Annotated in this window: 15 protein-coding genes; 4 read left to right on the top strand and 11 right to left on the bottom strand. The window is 53.4% G+C overall.

Features of this window, described 5'->3' with window-relative positions:
* Nucleotide 1: 1 nt before the first annotated feature.
* The 10 genes from skp to rpsB all read right to left on the bottom strand — a co-directional run bounded on the left by skp (nucleotide 2) and on the right by rpsB (nucleotide 10,837).
* Nucleotides 2–496, bottom strand: coding sequence for a molecular chaperone Skp (gene skp, locus ACR42C_RS04130; RefSeq protein ID WP_014882635.1), 495 nt, complete (start codon nucleotides 494–496; stop codon nucleotides 2–4).
* A gap of 122 nt (nucleotides 497–618) precedes the next feature.
* Entirely contained in the window at nucleotides 619–3,036 is a 2,418-nt protein-coding gene (bamA, locus tag ACR42C_RS04125; RefSeq protein ID WP_316380902.1) for an outer membrane protein assembly factor BamA, read from the bottom strand.
* 31 nt (nucleotides 3,037–3,067) lie between these two features.
* The gene (gene rseP / locus ACR42C_RS04120) at nucleotides 3,068–4,420 is read right to left on the bottom strand and encodes a sigma E protease regulator RseP (protein ID WP_320720901.1); all 1,353 of its coding nucleotides are present in this window, start codon (nucleotides 4,418–4,420) and stop codon (nucleotides 3,068–3,070) included.
* 11 nt (nucleotides 4,421–4,431) lie between these two features.
* The gene (cdsA, locus tag ACR42C_RS04115) at nucleotides 4,432–5,289 is read right to left on the bottom strand and encodes a phosphatidate cytidylyltransferase (RefSeq protein WP_116343998.1); all 858 of its coding nucleotides are present in this window, start codon (nucleotides 5,287–5,289) and stop codon (nucleotides 4,432–4,434) included.
* Nucleotides 5,290–5,301: 12 nt separating this feature from the next.
* Nucleotides 5,302–6,060, bottom strand: a complete 759-nt coding sequence (gene ispU, locus ACR42C_RS04110) for a (2E,6E)-farnesyl-diphosphate-specific ditrans,polycis-undecaprenyl-diphosphate synthase (protein ID WP_028015581.1) — start codon at nucleotides 6,058–6,060, stop codon at nucleotides 5,302–5,304.
* A gap of 186 nt (nucleotides 6,061–6,246) precedes the next feature.
* Nucleotides 6,247–7,446 (bottom strand): 1-deoxy-D-xylulose-5-phosphate reductoisomerase, encoded by a 1,200-nt coding sequence (gene ispC, locus ACR42C_RS04105; protein WP_320720900.1) that lies wholly within the window; start codon nucleotides 7,444–7,446, stop codon nucleotides 6,247–6,249.
* A gap of 95 nt (nucleotides 7,447–7,541) precedes the next feature.
* Complete coding sequence (gene frr / locus ACR42C_RS04100) at nucleotides 7,542–8,099, bottom strand: ribosome recycling factor (protein WP_003856180.1); 558 nt, start codon at nucleotides 8,097–8,099, stop codon at nucleotides 7,542–7,544.
* Between the two features lie 167 nt (nucleotides 8,100–8,266).
* On the bottom strand, nucleotides 8,267–8,992 hold the full coding sequence (gene pyrH, locus ACR42C_RS04095) for a UMP kinase (protein WP_008501910.1): 726 nt from the start codon (nucleotides 8,990–8,992) through the stop codon (nucleotides 8,267–8,269).
* 150 nt (nucleotides 8,993–9,142) lie between these two features.
* The gene (tsf, locus tag ACR42C_RS04090; protein ID WP_028015579.1) at nucleotides 9,143–9,994 is read right to left on the bottom strand and encodes a translation elongation factor Ts; all 852 of its coding nucleotides are present in this window, start codon (nucleotides 9,992–9,994) and stop codon (nucleotides 9,143–9,145) included.
* A gap of 117 nt (nucleotides 9,995–10,111) precedes the next feature.
* On the bottom strand, nucleotides 10,112–10,837 hold the full coding sequence (gene rpsB / locus ACR42C_RS04085) for a 30S ribosomal protein S2 (protein WP_479984797.1): 726 nt from the start codon (nucleotides 10,835–10,837) through the stop codon (nucleotides 10,112–10,114).
* A 322-nt stretch (nucleotides 10,838–11,159) separates the two neighbouring features.
* Here rpsB and map point away from each other — a divergent pair, with 322 nt between their 5' ends.
* The 3 genes from map to dapD all read left to right on the top strand — a co-directional run bounded on the left by map (nucleotide 11,160) and on the right by dapD (nucleotide 15,549).
* Nucleotides 11,160–11,954, top strand: a complete 795-nt coding sequence (gene map / locus ACR42C_RS04080; RefSeq protein ID WP_028015578.1) for a type I methionyl aminopeptidase — start codon at nucleotides 11,160–11,162, stop codon at nucleotides 11,952–11,954.
* A gap of 62 nt (nucleotides 11,955–12,016) precedes the next feature.
* Nucleotides 12,017–14,692, top strand: a complete 2,676-nt coding sequence (gene glnD, locus ACR42C_RS04075) for a bifunctional uridylyltransferase/uridylyl-removing protein GlnD (RefSeq protein WP_163330353.1) — start codon at nucleotides 12,017–12,019, stop codon at nucleotides 14,690–14,692.
* A 32-nt stretch (nucleotides 14,693–14,724) separates the two neighbouring features.
* Nucleotides 14,725–15,549, top strand: coding sequence for a 2,3,4,5-tetrahydropyridine-2,6-dicarboxylate N-succinyltransferase (gene dapD / locus ACR42C_RS04070; RefSeq protein ID WP_008501915.1), 825 nt, complete (start codon nucleotides 14,725–14,727; stop codon nucleotides 15,547–15,549).
* On the opposite strand, the gene ACR42C_RS04065 is transcribed toward dapD, so the two are convergent.
* Complete coding sequence (locus tag ACR42C_RS04065; protein ID WP_116342611.1) at nucleotides 15,546–16,178, bottom strand: ECs1377 family protein; 633 nt, start codon at nucleotides 16,176–16,178, stop codon at nucleotides 15,546–15,548. The genes dapD and ACR42C_RS04065 overlap by 4 nt on opposite strands.
* A gap of 322 nt (nucleotides 16,179–16,500) precedes the next feature.
* On the opposite strand from ACR42C_RS04065, the gene ACR42C_RS04060 reads away from it, so the two are divergent.
* A complete protein-coding gene (locus tag ACR42C_RS04060; protein WP_008501916.1) occupies nucleotides 16,501–16,890 on the top strand; it encodes a DUF3461 family protein in 390 nt (129 codons plus the stop codon).
* Nucleotides 16,891–16,941 lie beyond the last annotated feature (51 nt).

Genomic DNA, 16,941 nt, shown 5'->3' with positions numbered 1-16,941 from the left:
CTTATTTAACCTGTTTCAGAACATCAGCGGTGATGTCTTTAACATCGCTGCTGTTGAAAGCAACGGCGTTCGCATCAACAACCAGATCGATGCTCTGATCGGCAGCAACTGCTTTAACAGCAGTCTGAATGCGAGTCACCAGCTTGCCACGCTCTTCGTTAGAACGACGCTGACGATCCTGCTCGAAAGCCTGCGCTTTCTGGGAGAAGGTCTGGCGCTGAGCCATAACGTCTTTTTCCAGTTTGCTGCGATCGCTTGCTTTCATGGTAGAACCATCACGCTGCAGACGCTGCATTTTGGACTGAAGATCGCCTTCCATACGCTGCAGTTCGCTCGCACGGCCTTTGAATTCGTTTTCCAGCGTCGCAGAAACACCCGTTTTCTGTGCAACCTGCTGGAACAAATTACCCATGTTGACGATTGCGATTTTGTCTGCTGCCTGAGCAGAAGTTGCCATCGCTAAACCGAGACCTGCAGCTAATAACCACTTTTTCACAATTAACTCCTTACCATCCCATTGGCACCAGAAGGTACCGTTCTTTGCGTGGCAAGGCGACCGTTTGACCGATCGCCGGTTGTCAGCGCTACACTGCCAACGCATTCCGTTGCAGCGGATTATTACCAGGTTTTACCAATGTTAAACTGGAATTGCTCCGCTTTGTCTCCATCGTATTTCTTAAACGGCTGGGCGTAGGAGAAGACCAACGGCCCCAGCGGTGACATCCATTGTAATGCGATACCGGCAGACATGCGAATATTGCTCGGATCGCTGTAGTCTGGAACGCCAGCCAGACGCATCTGCTCAGTATTCTGCCAGTTGGTATCCCACACCGTACCCGCATCCCAGAAGAAGGATGTACGTACGGAGTTCGCGTATTTATCACTGATAAATGGCGTTGGGGTGATGAACTCCAGGCTGGCCACGGCCATGGCGTTACCGCCTACCGCATCATCAGAGCTACATACTTGTTTTGGATCACGGCTTGCGCAGTTATCTTCATCATTACCGCCGTAATAAACCGCTTTCGGACCAATGTTGTTGGACTGGAAGCCACGCACGGTACTTGAACCACCCGCGTAGAAGTTCTCATAGAACGGCAACTCTTTACTGCCGATACCGTCACCATAGCCCCAACGGGTACGACCCAGAACCACCCACTTGTGATCGTCATCAATTGGGAAGTAGGACGCGGTATCCAGCGTCACCTTGTAGAATTCGTTATCGGAACCAGGAATGGTCACCTTACCGTTCAGGTTGACGCGAGAGCCTTCCGTTGGGAAGTAACCGCGGTCAAGACGGTTGTAAGTCCAGCCGTAGTTGAAGGTGAAGTCATCTGCAGCAAAACCGTTGTCATCGCTGGACGTGCTTGCAGACTGGCCGATAGAGTCCAGATAACGCCACATCGCCACCTGCGGCTGCATGTTGGACAGGTCGTTATGCACGTAACCTAAGCCCGCGCGCAGGGTGTTGTATTCGTTAACCGGGAAGCCAAGCGTTCCGTCCACACCGTAACTTTTATTGGTGTAGGAAGACAGATCTGCATCATCCGCTTTAAAGTCGTTATAGAAGATACGACCGCCCAGGCTCACACCGTCAACGGTGAAGTATGGGTTAGTAACGGAGAACTCAGAGTAGGTCTGGTAGTCGTTTTTGGTACCGTTAATACCAACAGAGTAACCCGTACCCAGCCAGTTATCCTGCTGGACGCCCACCTGGAAACTCACGCCGCTTTCCGTGCCGTAGCCCACGCCGAAGTTAAAGCTACCGGTGTTACGCTCTTTCACTTTATAAACGACATCAACCTGATCCGGGCTCCCCGGTACACGCTGGGTTTCAGTGTCTACAGTTTCAAAATAGCCCAGACGGTTCAGACGCTCTTTACCCTGGTCGACCAGGTCGCTGCCCAGCCACGCACCTTCCATCTGGCGCATTTCGCGGCGCAAAACGGAGTCTTTGGAGGTGTCGTTACCGACGAAGCGGATCTTACGCACGTAGAAACGGTTGCCCGCATCAACGTTAACGTGCAGCTTAACGGTTTTATCTGCGTCGTTGATTTCTGGTTGAGTCTGTACGCGCGGATAGGCGTAACCATAGCGGCCGAGCAGCTTCTTAATACTGTCTTCCATTTTGGTGACTTTGGAGCCGCTATACAGATCGCCCGGCTGAATTTTGGTCAGCGATTCGATCTCAGCAGAATGCCCCGCCAGGTTACCACTCACTTCAACACCGGAAAGCTTGTACTGATCGCCTTCAGTGATGTTAACCGTAATGTAGATACCTTTCTTGTCCGGAGTCAGACTGACCTGAGTCGAGTCGATGTTGAAGCGGGCATAACCGCGATCCAGATAGTAGCTGCGCAGGGTTTCAAGGTCGCCCGCCAGTTTCTGCTTCTGGTATTTACGATCGCCAACTACGTTCCACCACGGCACTTCATCGCGCAGCTGGAAGGTCGAGATCAGTTCGTCGGTGCTGAACGCGTGGTTACCCACAATGTTGATCTGCTGGATCTTCGCAGAAACACCTTCCTGGAAGACCAATTTCAGGTCAACACGGTTACGTGGCAGCGGAGTGACAACCGCTTTCACGCTGGCGCTGTATTTACCGACGCTGTAGTAGAAGTCTTCCAGACCTTTTTCAATGTCTGAAAGGGTTGTGCGGTCCAGAGATTCACCCACACGAACACCCGATGCTTCAAGGTTTTGCTTGAGCATGTCATCTTTCACCGACTTGTTACCGGAGAAAGTGATACTGGCGATCGTTGGACGTTCTTTTACCTGTACCAGCAGCGTATCACCATCGCGCAGGACGCGGACGTCCTCAAAGTTGCCGGTGGCAAACAGAGCACGGATGGTGTTACTGATATCATCATCATTAACCGTATCGCCGGGGCGCACAGGCATACTGAGGAGGGCCGCACCAACGGCGACACGCTGAAGGCCTTCGAAATGAATGTCTTTCACTACGAACCCGTCAGCACCGTATACGGTGGCGCTGCTAAACAGCAGCGACGCTATGAGCAACTTTTTCATCGCCATCGTTATTATGCGTTCTTCCTAACTAACTCTCTTACAACCGAGAGAAATCATTGAAAAGTGCAAGCCCCATTAACAGCACCAGCAAAATCGAGCCAATGCGATAACTAAAGTCTTGAACTCGCTCGGATACCGGTCCGCCTTTTAGCTTTTCAATCGCTAAAAACAGCAGATGACCCCCGTCTAAAACGGGAAGCGGGAACAGGTTGATAATCCCAAGGTTCACGCTAATAAGCGCGAGGAACATGAGATAGTAAATCACCCCGAACTCCGCTGACATCCCAGCCCCCTGAGCAATCGAGATTGGCCCACTGAGGTTGTTCAGTTTCACATCACCGGTTATCAATTTCCCCAACATGTTGACCGTCAGCTTCATCAGTTGCCATGTTTTATCCGTGGCTTCAAGAATGGCGCTGAACGGCCCATACTGGCGTATTGTCTTGTACTCATCTGGCAGCGGGATCACTTTTGGCACAACGCCTGCAAACCCTTCTGCCTTTTTGCCGACCGACTTCGTATCCGGGATCAGCGTCAGCGAAAGCGGACTACCTTGCCTTTCAACTTCCAGCGCGAGGGACGTCCCCGGATTATCGCGCACCAGAGTAACAAAGGTCATCCACTCTGTTAATGGTTGACCATCGACTTTAACGATCCTGTCGCCAGCTTGCAAACCCGCTTTACTCGCCGCCGAATTTGCCTGTACTTCGGCTAACACCGGCTCAATCTGCGGGCCGCGGGGACGAATGCCCAGCGCAGCGACGGGATCCTCTTTGTCTGGCTCGAAACGCCAGTGGCGTAAATCCAGTACTTTGTCCTGACGCGCGTCTGACCCAAACGGCGATACGCTGATGGTTGTCTGCGGATCGCCAATTTTGGCTACCAGCTGCAGTCGCACGGCATCCCAATCAGGGGTTTCGATGCCATCAATCGCTTTAAGTTCCATCCCGGACGTAATTTGCGCACTCGCCGCGATGGAGTCAGGGGCAATCTCCCCCACTACCGGACGCACGCCAGGGACGCCGATGATAAACACCAGCCAGTAAGCGAAAATCGCAAAGATGAAGTTGGCTACCGGTCCGGCAGCAATGATGGCGGCGCGTTGTCCAACGGTTTTGTTGTTAAACGCACTGTGTCGCAGTTCAGGAGCGACAGGCTCAACGCGTTCGTCGAGCATTTTGACGTAGCCGCCAAGCGGGATAAGGGCGATGACAAATTCCGTGCCGTGACGGTCGGTGCGCGTCCAGAGTGATTTGCCAAAACCAATGGAGAATCGCTCTACCCGCACACCACAACGGCGAGCAACCCAGAAATGGCCAAATTCATGCACGGTAATCAGTACACCCAGTGCAACAATGAACGCCGCCAGATTCCAGAGAATGCTCAGCATAAAACCTTCCGTTAAATCGTCCCGAATACCAGTAAAAGCAGGCAAGCAAATACTGGAACAGCCGCTGTCAGGCTGTCAATGCGATCCAGTATACCGCCATGCCCTGGAATAAGATGTCCGCTGTCCTTAATCCCTGCTTCACGCTTAAACATACTTTCGGTTAAATCACCGAGCACTGAGGCAAGTGCAGCAAAAATCGAGCACACCAGCAGTATTGACGGTGCTACGGCCAGATCTGCCCAGACGCCATAGCCCCAGGAGATGATCGCTGCCGTAAACAAGCCGCCGATGAAGCCTTGCCAGGTTTTACCCGGAGAAACTTTTGGTGCCAGCTTATGTTTGCCAAACAGTTTACCAAACATATAGGCCCCGGAGTCAGCCCCCCAGACGAGAATCATCACATAAAGCAGCCAGATCGCACCGCTGTAATGGTTTTCGTCATAGTGCCAGGCTCGCAGCGCGACCATGCCCCAGAAAAACGGAACAATGGTGAGCAAACCAAAAATCAGTCGCAGCACTTTTGAATGACGCCATAATGCCGCGGAGCCTGGATAAAAAAGAACCAGCAACAGCGCGGCAACCCACCAGGCCAACGATATCCACAAGGAGCCGGCAACCAGCGGTTGATGAATATCATGGTGATATTCAGGCAACGTAAACAGCATTATGGCCAGGATAAAGCCACAGAGTACCGCAAGCCATACTCGCTGGCTGCGCGAGGTAAAGCCGCTAAACTGTCCCCATTCCCACGCGGCGAGCATGCACACCACCAGCGTAACAATGGCGAATCCCACCGGGGGCAGTAAAAACAGCGCCGCAATGACAATGGGTATTAAAACAAAAGCGGAAATCAGGCGATACTTCAGCAAAAGCTACCCCCATCAGGCTTTGTCGCCACCTGGCTCGGTGCCGCCGAAACGACGCTCTCGATTGGCAAAGGCATGCAGCGCACCTTCAAAGTCTTGTTCATCAAAATCGGGCCAAAGAACATCCGTAAAGTAAAGTTCAGCATAGGCAATTTGCCATATCAAAAAGTTACTTATGCGATGTTCCCCCCCTGTCCTAATTACCAAATCCACAGGTGCCAGTTCATTCATGCAGATTTGCTTGCTCAGCGCCTCTTCATCAATCTGGTCGGGTCTCAACAGCCCTTCCTGAACCTGTTCGGCCAGATGCCGAACGCCCTGGATAATATCCCAGCGTCCACCGTAATTCGCCGCAACGTTGAGCGTCAGACCGGTATTATTTTCAGTCAGCGCTTCTGCTTTACGAATCCGCTCCTGCAAACGTGAGTTAAAACGACTGGTATCGCCAATGATGCGCAGGCGAACGTTGTGGCGGTGCAGGCTTTTTACTTCGCTGTCTAGCGCCCACACAAACAATTCCATCAACGCAGTCACTTCCTGCGGAGGTCGATTCCAGTTTTCACTGCTAAAAGCATAGAGCGTTAACGCATCAATGCCGTTATTAGCGGCAAAAGAAACGGCACGGCGAACAGATTTCGCTCCCGCTTTATGCCCAAAGGCTCGTATTTTCCCTTGTCTTTTCGCCCAGCGCCCGTTGCCATCCATGATGATTGCTACATGACGGCAGCCATGAGCTGGCAAGTTTTCGCTTATTGGTTGATTCGCAGACAACATAACGCGTTTTTTGTCCCTGAAAAGGATTTAACGGTACTCAGGAATACTTAAGCCTGTACATAAAAAAGCCGTGTCAAACCACGGCTTACCTGACCACATAAAGTCAAATTCCTGCGATCAGGTGGCGCAGACTATATCACTGAAGCCCAACGCTAACAAATAGCACGACCACTAGTGCTTGCTTTATCACCAGCTTGCAAGACGTGTCACCTGTTTACGCGCAATATCACGAGCAGCTGTATCCACTGCCAGCACCTCTTCCACGCTTTGTGGCTCGCGCAAATCCATCATCTCCAGTACCGATAAATTTAACGTCGCAATATCGGTAAAACGGATCTGCTGATTCAGAAATGCGTCAACGGTAATTTCATTGGCTGCATTCAGTGCCGTCGTCGCCGCCTGCCCCTGGTCAAAGGCATTCATTGCAAGCTTCAGACAAGGATAACGATCGTAGTCTGGTTCACTGAACGTCAGGGAACTGAGCTTACAGAAATCAAGCGGCTTAACGCCGGATTTCACCCGGTTTGGCCACGCCATTGAATGGGCAATAGGCGTACGCATATCCGGCTCGCCGAGCTGTGCCAGCACGCTGCCATCCTGATAGCGCACCATCGAGTGAATCACCGACTGCGGGTGGATCAGTACTTCCATCTGCTTCGCTGACGCATTAAACAGCCAGCGCGCTTCAATGTATTCCAGACCTTTGTTCATCATGGTGGCTGAGTCAACGGAGATTTTACGCCCCATTGACCAGTTCGGATGACGGCATGCCTGGTCCGGCGTCATTGCGCGCAGTTCAGACAGTGGCGTTTCACGGAACGGGCCACCAGACCCGGTAAGCAGAATCGACACGACGCCATTCTGCTCCAGGTCAGCGTACCCCAGGTTCTGTTGAAAAGGTTGCGGTAAACTCTGAAAAATGGCGTTGTGCTCGCTGTCAACCGGCAAAAGGCGCGCCCCACGCTGTTTTACCGCGTCCATAAACAGGCGGCCGCAGGTAACAAGCGACTCTTTATTGGCGAGCAAAACGTCTTTACCGGCATCGATCGCAGCAAGTGTCGGCAGCAGCCCGGCCGCTCCGACGATGGCCGCCATAACCTGGTCAACTTCATCCAGCTCAGCCATCTCGCAGGCCGCCTGCTGGCCGCTCAGCACCTCGGTTCGGCTGCCCTTCTCCCGCAGCTGGGCTTTCAGCAGACGCGCGCTCTCTTCGTCATCCATCACCGCGTAGCGGGGCATAAACTCCAGGCACTGCTCGACCATACGCTGCACATTCTTACCGGCCACCAGCGCTGTCACGGTGTAAAGTTCAGGATTATGGCGGACGACGTCGAGAGTACTGCAACCGATGGAGCCGGTTGAGCCGAGGAGTGTTAAATGCTTCATGAGATGCCCGAAAAAAGTTAGACCAGATAAAAGCAAAACGCCGCCAGCAAGACCCGAAGTCCCTCTGAACGGCGTTTATCAGTGTACGACAGAAATCAGAACTGCATCAGTTCCGCTTCTTTTTCTGCCAGCGCCGCATCAATTTTCTTGATGGCAGCGTCGGTCATTTTCTGAATGTCGTCCTGAGAACGACGATCGTCATCTTCGCTGATCTCTTTTTCTTTCAGCAGTGCTTTCACTTTATCGTTCGCATCACGGCGCACGTTACGCACGGAAACACGACCCTGCTCAGCTTCACCGCGAACCACTTTGATCAGGTCTTTACGACGTTCTTCCGTCAGCGGAGGCAGCGGAACGCGGATGTCAGCGCCCGCAGAACTTGGGTTCAGACCCAGGTCAGAGGCCATGATCGCTTTCTCAACGGCCGGGCTCATAGAGCGATCGAAGACGTTGATTTTCAGCGTACGGGTATCTTCAACCGTCACGCTCGCCAGCTGGCGCAGAGGCGTTGGCGTACCGTAGTATTCTACGATGATGCCATCCAGCAGGCTTGGGGAAGCACGGCCAGTACGGATTTTGCTGATTTGGTTTTTGAACGCTTCTACGCATTTGTCCATGCGTACTTCAGCATCTTTTCTGATGTCGTTAATCACGTTACGAATCCTTGAAAACTTGTCTCAGGCAGACTATCCGCCAGCACAGCGCTACAGGTGTGCTAAGTATAGTCGCGTTTAATTCATGACAACGCCAAAGGCGCGTCCAGGTAAGATACCACTACAAAGTAAAGCGGAATCTTACCTGTATTTATCGTCAACGGAAATTATTCCGTGATCAAAGTGCCTTCTTTTTCGCCCATGACCACGCGACGCAGTGCGCCAGGTTTGTTCATGTTGAAGACGCGGATCGGCAATTTGTGGTCGCGAGCCAGCGTGAAGGCGGCAAGATCCATCACTTTCAGCTCTTTATCCAGCACTTCGCTGTAGCTCAGCTGATCGTACATGGTGGCAGAAGGATCTTTTGCCGGGTCGGCAGTAAACACGCCATCGACTTTGGTCGCTTTCAGTACCACATCAGCTTCGATCTCGATACCGCGCAGGCAGGCAGCGGAATCGGTCGTAAAGAACGGGTTACCCGTACCGGCGGAGAGGATCACCACGCGGTTGTTGCGCAGCAGGCTGATGGCCTCTGCCCAGCTGTAATTATCGCATACGCCATTCAGTGGAATCGCGGACATCAGGCGGGCGTTCACATAAGCGCGATGGAGCGCGTCACGCATTGCCAGGCCATTCATCACGGTTGCCAGCATACCCATGTGGTCGCCCACAACGCGGTTCATCCCCGCTTTCGCCAGACCAGCACCACGGAAAAGGTTGCCACCGCCAATGACCACGCCAACCTGGATACCCAGTTCGACCAGTTCTTTGATTTCCTGTGCCATGCGATCAAGGATGCTTGCGTCAATACCGAAGCCTTCCGATCCCTGCAGCGCTTCGCCACTCAGCTTAAGCAGAATGCGTTTGTACACGGGTTTTGCATTGGTAGCCATGTTTCTTTCCTGAGACTGTCAACGATTAAGATGGGAGTTAATTCTGGCGACATAATATGCCGCAAATCAGCACGGCGATACTGGAGCCTGTCTGATTTCCTGTGACGGGTGACAAAAAGAAGCCGCCCTCAGGCGGCTCCTTTTCAATCATTAAGACTGCTTGGACATTGCAGCAACTTCTGCTGCGAAGTCAGTCTCAACTTTCTCGATGCCTTCGCCCACTTCGAAGCGGATGAAGCCAGTTACGTCAGCGTTGTGCTCTTTCAGCAGCTGAGCAACAGACTTGCTTGGATCCATAACGAAAGGCTGGCCAGTCAGAGAAACTTCGCCGGTGAATTTCTTCATGCGGCCTTCAACCATTTTCTCTGCGATTTCTTTTGGCTTACCAGACTGCATCGCGATGTCCAGCTGAACCTGGTACTCTTTCTCTACCACTTCAGCAGACACGTCTTCTGGCTTAACGAATTCTGGTTTGCTTGCAGCGATGTGCATAGCCAGCTGTTTAACCAGCTCTTCGTCAGCGCCTTTAGCCGCAACCAGAACACCGATACGTGCGCCGTGCTGGTAAGAACCCAGTACTTCGCCTTCCAGGGAAGATACGCGACGGATGTTGATGTTCTCACCGATTTTAGCAACCAGCGCAACACGTTCTTCTTCGAACTGTGCTTTCAGAACTTCAACGTCAGTGATTTTGCCAGCAACAGCTGCGTCCAGAACTTTGTTCGCAAATGCCTGGAAACCGCCATCTTTAGCAACGAAGTCAGTCTGGCAGTTAACTTCCAGAATGATGCCGTAGGTGCCGTCGATTTTAGTGATGATCACGCCGTCAGCAGCAACGTTGCCTGCTTTCTTAGCTGCTTTGATCGCACCGGATTTACGCATGTTTTCGATTGCCAGCTCGATGTCGCCGTTCGCTTCAGTCAGCGCTTTTTTGCAATCCATCATGCCTGCGCCAGTACGCTCGCGCAGCTCTTTTACCAGGGATGCGGTAATTTCAGCCATTCTTAAATCCTCGGGAGATGTGAACTGCCCGGCCGGAGGCCAAACAGTGTAAATTGAAAAAAGGGGCCGATAATGGGCCCCTATTCATACACGGTACTAATAAGGGGTAAAACCTTATTATTCAGCTTCTACGAAGTTTTCTTCCGCCTGAGAAGCCAGATCCTGGGAACGGCCTTCACGAACGGTAGCAGCTACAGCGCTCAGGTACAGGCTAACAGCACGGATTGCGTCGTCGTTACCCGGGATAACGAAGTCAACACCGTCCGGATCGGAGTTGGTATCAACGATAGCGAATACCGGGATACCCAGGTTGTTAGCTTCTTTGATAGCGATGTGCTCGTGGTCTGCATCGATTACGAACAGCGCGTCTGGCAGGCCGCCCATATCTTTGATACCGCCCAGGCTGTTTTCCAGCTTGTCCAGTTCACGAGTGCGCATCAGCGCTTCTTTCTTAGTCAGCTTGTCGAAAGTACCGTCCTGAGACTGGGTTTCCAGATCTTTCAGGCGCTTGATGGACTGACGAACAGTTTTCCAGTTGGTCAGCATGCCGCCCAACCAGCGATGGTTCACGAAGAACTGGTCGCAGCTGTTAGCAGCATCTTTCACAGCTTCGCTTGCAGCGCGCTTAGTACCAACGAACAGAATCTTACCTTTACGGGAAGAGATCTTGTTCAGCTCAGCCAGGGCTTCGTTGAACATTGGTACAGTTTTCTCAAGGTTGATGATGTGAACTTTGTTACGCGCGCCGAAGATGAAAGGCTTCATTTTCGGGTTCCAGTAACGGGTCTGGTGACCGAAGTGAACACCAGCCTTGAGCATGTCGCGCATGGAAACAGTTGCCATGTTTTAAAACCTCTATATTGAAAGTTGGGGTTATGCCTCCACGTATCCCATATTACCGACCCCGAAGGGCACCCCGGAATATGTGCCGATACGTGTGTGTTGTTACACAAAGTGAGATTTGTCGCTTCCGTCCAGCCTGTGTATCTGAGATGGATCGGAAGTCCGGCGCGCTTTATACCACAAAACACGACCAGAAACCAACAGTTGTTGGCGGAGTGTGCTGTTAATGATTCTCAATTTGGCACGGAGCGTGCCTGACTGATACCATTGACGACACTTAGACTAGTATTGTCGAAAAAATCGACACCGATGGACAGATTACATGGCTATCTCTATTAAGACACCTGAAGAAATTGAAAAGATGCGCGTCGCCGGTCGTCTGGCCGCGGAAGTGCTGGAAATGATCGAGCCGTTCGTGAAGCCGGGCGTCAGCACCGGCGAACTGGATCGCATCTGTAATGACTATATCGTTAACGAGCAGCACGCGGTTTCCGCCTGTCTCGGCTACCACGGTTTCCCGAAATCCGTCTGCATCTCTATTAATGAAGTGGTTTGCCACGGTATTCCTGACGACGAAAAACTGCTGAAAGATGGCGACATCGTCAACATCGACGTGACCGTCATTAAAGACGAGTACCACGGTGACACCTCAAAAATGTTCATCGTTGGCAAACCAACGATTCTGGGCGAGCGTCTGTGCAAAGTGACGCAAGAGAGCCTTTACCTGGCGTTGAAAATGGTTAAACCGGGTATTCGCCTGCGCACCCTCGGTGCCGCAATTCAGAAATTTGTGGAAGCGGAAGGTTTCTCCGTGGTGCGCGAGTACTGCGGTCACGGCATTGGCCGCGTCTTCCATGAAGAACCGCAGGTTCTGCACTATGATGCCGATGACGGCGGCGTGGTACTGCAAAAAGGGATGACCTTCACCATCGAACCGATGGTCAACGCCGGTGACTACCGCATTCGCACCATGAAAGACGGCTGGACGGTGAAAACCAAAGACAGAAGCTTGTCTGCCCAGTACGAGCATACTATTGTGGTAACGGACAACGGCTGCGAAATTATGACGTTGCGCAAGGATGACACCATCCCGGCGATACTGACGAACATTGAGTGATAAGAAGCCGGCAAATGCCGGCTTTTTTAATGGCGATAGCTTTTTCTTATGGGTGGCGCACGATGAGTAATCTATTACCCGAACAGTATGCTAACACAGCACTTCCCACCCTCCCCGACCAGCCCGATAACCCGGGCGTCTGGCCGCCGCACGAGCTGACCTGCGCGCACATAAAAGCCCATATGGACGTTTTCCATCGCTGGCTGGGCAGCGCGTTCGACGCGGGCGTATCTGCCGAGCAGCTCATTGAAGCGCGCACCGAATTTATCGACCAGCTGCTGCAGCGTTTGTGGATCGATTACGGATTTGGGCAAATCAGTGATGTTGCGCTGGTTGCCGTCGGGGGCTATGGCCGCGGAGAGCTTCATCCGCTCTCCGATATCGATCTCCTGATCTTAAGCCGCAAAAAGTTGCCGGACGAACAGGCGCAAAAAATTGGCGAACTGCTGACCCTGCTCTGGGACGTCAAGCTTGAAGTGGGCCACAGCGTGCGCACCCTGGAAGAGTGCCTGCTGGAGGGGTTATCTGACCTGACCGTCGCCACCAACCTGATTGAAACCCGTCTGCTGATTGGCGACGTCGCGCTGTTCCTGGAGCTGCAAAAGCATATTTTCAGCGACGGCTTCTGGCCATCTGAGAAATTCTTCGCCGCTAAGGTCGAGGAGCAAAACCAGCGCCACCAGCGCTACCACGGCACCAGCTATAATCTTGAACCCGATATTAAAAGCAGCCCCGGCGGCCTGCGCGACATCCACACGTTACAGTGGGTCGCCCGTCGCCACTTTGGCGCCACCTCAATGGACGAGATGGTCGGCTTTGGCTTCCTGACCGAGGCCGAACGTAACGAGCTAAACGAGTGTCTGCACCTGCTGTGGCGCATCCGTTTTGCCCTGCATCTGGAAGTTACCCGCTACGATAACCGCCTGCTGTTCGACCGCCAGCTCAGCGTGGCACAGCGGCTGAATTATCAGGGCGAAGGTAACGAGCCGGTTGAGCAGATGATGAAGGATTTCTTCCGCGTCACCCGCCGGGTCACCGAGCTGAACCAGATGCTGTTGCAGCTGTTTGATGAAGCAATCCTCGCCCTGACGGCGGACGAAAAGCCGCGCCCGATTGATGACGAATTCCAGCTGCGCGGCACATTGATCGATCTGCGCGACGAAACGCTGTTTATCCGCGAGCCGGAAGCAATCCTGCGGATGTTCTACACCATGGTGCGCAACAGCACCATCACCGGGATCTACTCCACCACCCTGCGCCATCTGCGCCACGCGCGCCGTCATCTGACGCAGCCGCTGTGCTATATCCCGGAAGCGCGGTCGCTGTTCCTGAGCATGCTCCGCCACCCGGGCGCCGTCAGCCGCGGTCTGCTACCGATGCACCGCCACAGCGTGCTGTGGGCCTATATGCCGCAGTGGTCGCACATCGTCGGGCAGATGCAGTTTGATCTGTTCCACGCCTATACGGTGGATGAACATACGATCCGCGTCATGCTCAAGCTGGAAAGCTTTGCGAAAGAAGAGACGCGGCCCCGCCACCCGCTGTGCGTGGAGCTGTGGCCGCGCCTGACCCACCCTGAACTGATCCTGATTGCCGCCCTGTTCCACGACATCGCCAAGGGCCGCGGCGGCGATCACTCGGTGCTGGGCGCGCAGGACGTGCTGAAATTTGCCGAACTGCACGGTCTCAACTCGCGTGAAACGCAGCTGGTCGCCTGGCTGGTGCGCCATCACCTGCTGATGTCGGTTACCGCCCAGCGTCGTGATATTCAGGATCCGGAAGTGATCAAGCAGTTCGCCGAAGAAGTCCAGACGGAAAATCGCCTGCGCTACCTGGTCTGCCTGACGGTGGCCGATATTTGCGCCACCAACGAAACCCTGTGGAACAGCTGGAAGCAGAGCCTGCTGCGCGAACTGTACTTCGCCACCGAAAAACAGCTGCGTCGCGGGATGCAAAACACCCCGGACATGCGCGAGCGCGTGCGTCATCACCAGCTGCAGGCGCTGGCGCTGCTGCGGATGGATAACATTGATGAAGAAGCGCTGCATCAGATTTGGGCCCGCTGCCGTGCCAACTATTTTGTGCGCCATAGCCCAAACCAGCTTGCCTGGCACGCGCGGCACCTGCTGAAGCATGATCTGTCTCAGCCGATGATCCTGCTGAGCCCGCAGGCCACGCGCGGCGGAACGGAGATATTCATCTGGAGCCCGGACCGGCCTTATCTGTTTGCTGCCGTCTGCGCCGAGCTGGACAGGCGTAACCTGAGCGTTCACGACGCGCAGATTTTTACCACCCGCGACGGCATGGCGATGGATACCTTTATTGTGCTGGAGCCGGATGGCAGCCCGCTGTCCTCGGACAGGCATGAAGGGATACGCTTTGGTCTGGAGCAGGCGATTACCCAGCGCAGCTGGCAGCCACCGCAGCCGCGCCGTCAGCCGGCGAAACTGCGTCATTTTACCGTCGATACCGAGGTCAACTTCCTGCCGACCCATACCGACCGTAAATCGTTCCTGGAGCTGATCGCGCTCGACCAGCCAGGGTTGCTCGCCCGCGTCGGCCAGGTTTTTGCCGATCTGGGAATTTCGCTCCATGGGGCCCGAATTACAACCATTGGCGAGCGAGTAGAAGATTTATTTATAATCGCCACCGCCGACCGGCGTGCCCTTAATAATGACCTGCAGCTTGAAGTGCAACAACGGTTGACAGCAGCCCTCAATCCAAACGATAAAGGGTGACGTGTTTTTTAGTGAAATGGAAAGAGTAAACAATGCAGCAGTTACAGAACGTTATTGAGTCCGCTTTTGAGCGTCGCGCCGAGATCACTCCGGCAAATGTGGATACCGTGACCCGTGAAGCGGTAAACCAGGTTATTTCCCTGCTGGATTCCGGCGCGCTGCGCGTGGCAGAAAAAATCGACGGTCAGTGGGTCACTCATCAATGGCTGAAGAAAGCCGTGCTGCTCTCTTTCCGCATCAACGATAACCAGGTTATCGACGGAGCAGAAAGCCGCTACTTCGATAAAGTGCCAATGAAATTCGCGGATTACGACGAAGCGCGTTTCCAGAAAGAAGGTTTCCGCGTGGTACCACCGGCAGCAGTACGTCAGGGTGCATTCATCGCACGTAACACCGTGCTGATGCCATCCTATGTGAACATCGGTGCGTACGTTGACGAAGGCACCATGGTCGATACCTGGGCGACAGTCGGTTCCTGCGCGCAGATCGGTAAAAACGTCCACCTGTCTGGCGGCGTCGGCATCGGTGGCGTTCTGGAGCCACTGCAGGCTAACCCAACCATCATTGAAGACAACTGCTTCATCGGCGCGCGTTCAGAAGTGGTAGAAGGCGTGATCGTGGAAGAAGGCTCCGTGATCTCCATGGGCGTTTACATCGGTCAGAGCACCCGTATTTACGACCGTGAAACCGGCGAAGTGCACTACGGTCGCGTTCCTGCGGGCTCCGTGGTGGTTTCCGGTAACCTGCCGTCAAAAGACGGTAAATACAGCCTGTACTGTGCGGTTATCGTGAAGAAAGTGGATGCGAAAACCCGCGGTAAAGTGGGCATCAACGAACTGCTGCGCACCATCGACTAATCCCCAACGCGTTGATAAACCGGGACCCGCCTGTGCGTCCCGGTATAATCATCAAAAACGTCCGTTTCCGCTGTCGCGATTGCCATTCCCTTTTTTCGCAACCCTGCGATATCCGCCGCCATACGCTGGCTCCCCAGCCAGAACAGCCCGTCGAGAGCCGTCACCGCCAGCCCCGACTCCAGCGCCAGTTTCAGTCGCTCACGCGGCGCTTTTACCTCTTTGGCAATCTGCCGGAAAGGCTCTGCCGTAAGTCCGGTGGGATCGATCCGCCGAATGCGGGTGCTCATGCGGTACTGAAAAGCCTCGGGAATCGCATTGAGATCGGCTTTCAGGCTATACACGCAGCCAAAGCGCTTGCCGTTAAAGATAACGTTCTTCTGGCTTAGCTGAAACTCATCGCGCAGCCCGGCGATGAGCTGAGGGGCACGGGTCAGCACCAGTCGGAATGGCAGTTCGAAGCTGGTGACATAATCCACGTTCAGTAAGGCAATGCGTAAACGCTCTTCCGCACCCGCCTTCAGTTGGCGGCACTCAGCGGCAACTTCTGCCCACTGGTGCGTGAGCCTTGGGCTCTCCTCTACGGCGCCAAAGCTGTATTTTTCGATTTGATAATCAATGCGTCCTGACATGTCATTATCCCCGCGGGCTACGCTTTTGTGCGATAACTTTGCCTCATTTCCCCGCTTTTGAATACCCGTCTCGCCCTCCTTTTCTCGCGGCTATCGCTATGCTGCGTAAGCCTTGAGAATGCCGATTAAGGTATAAAATTGATTTCCACTTGACGTAGTCGTTAAAAACAACAATAAACGAGTGGGGGCAATGCACCTTCCCTGCCCGGTAATTTCAGTGAAATGTAATCAGGATCGACCCCGCTTTTTTTGTATGTGAGGGTGGCAAAAAGGAATTTTTTCGTTAATTATTCAAAGGTTATGTTGAGATAAGGGTACCGCTATGTACGATAATCTGAAAAGTCTGGGCATTACCAATCCTGATGAAATTGATCGTTACAGCCTTCGCCAGGAAGCCAACAACGACATTTTAAAAATCTATTTTCACAAGGATAAAGGAGAGTTTTTCGCCAAGAGCGTGAAGTTTAAATATCCACGCCAGCGTAAGACCGTCGTCGCCGACGGCGTAGGACAAGGCTATAAAGAAGTTCAGGAAATCAGCCCTAATCTGCGCTATGTGATCGATGAACTCGATCAGATTTGCCAGCGCGATCGCACTGAAGTCGATCTCAAGCGTAAGATCCTCGACGATCTGCGTCACCTTGAAAGCGTTGTCACCAACAAGATCAGCGAGATTGAAGCGGATCTTGAGAAATTAACTCGCAATAAATAAGTCAGGTGCGGTCTGATTCCCTCACCCCGGCCCTCTCCCACAGGGAGAGGG

This window comes from Enterobacter sp. MG-EB028 (genome assembly GCF_056673305.1).
This window is presented reverse-complemented; position numbering and strand designations above follow the sequence as displayed.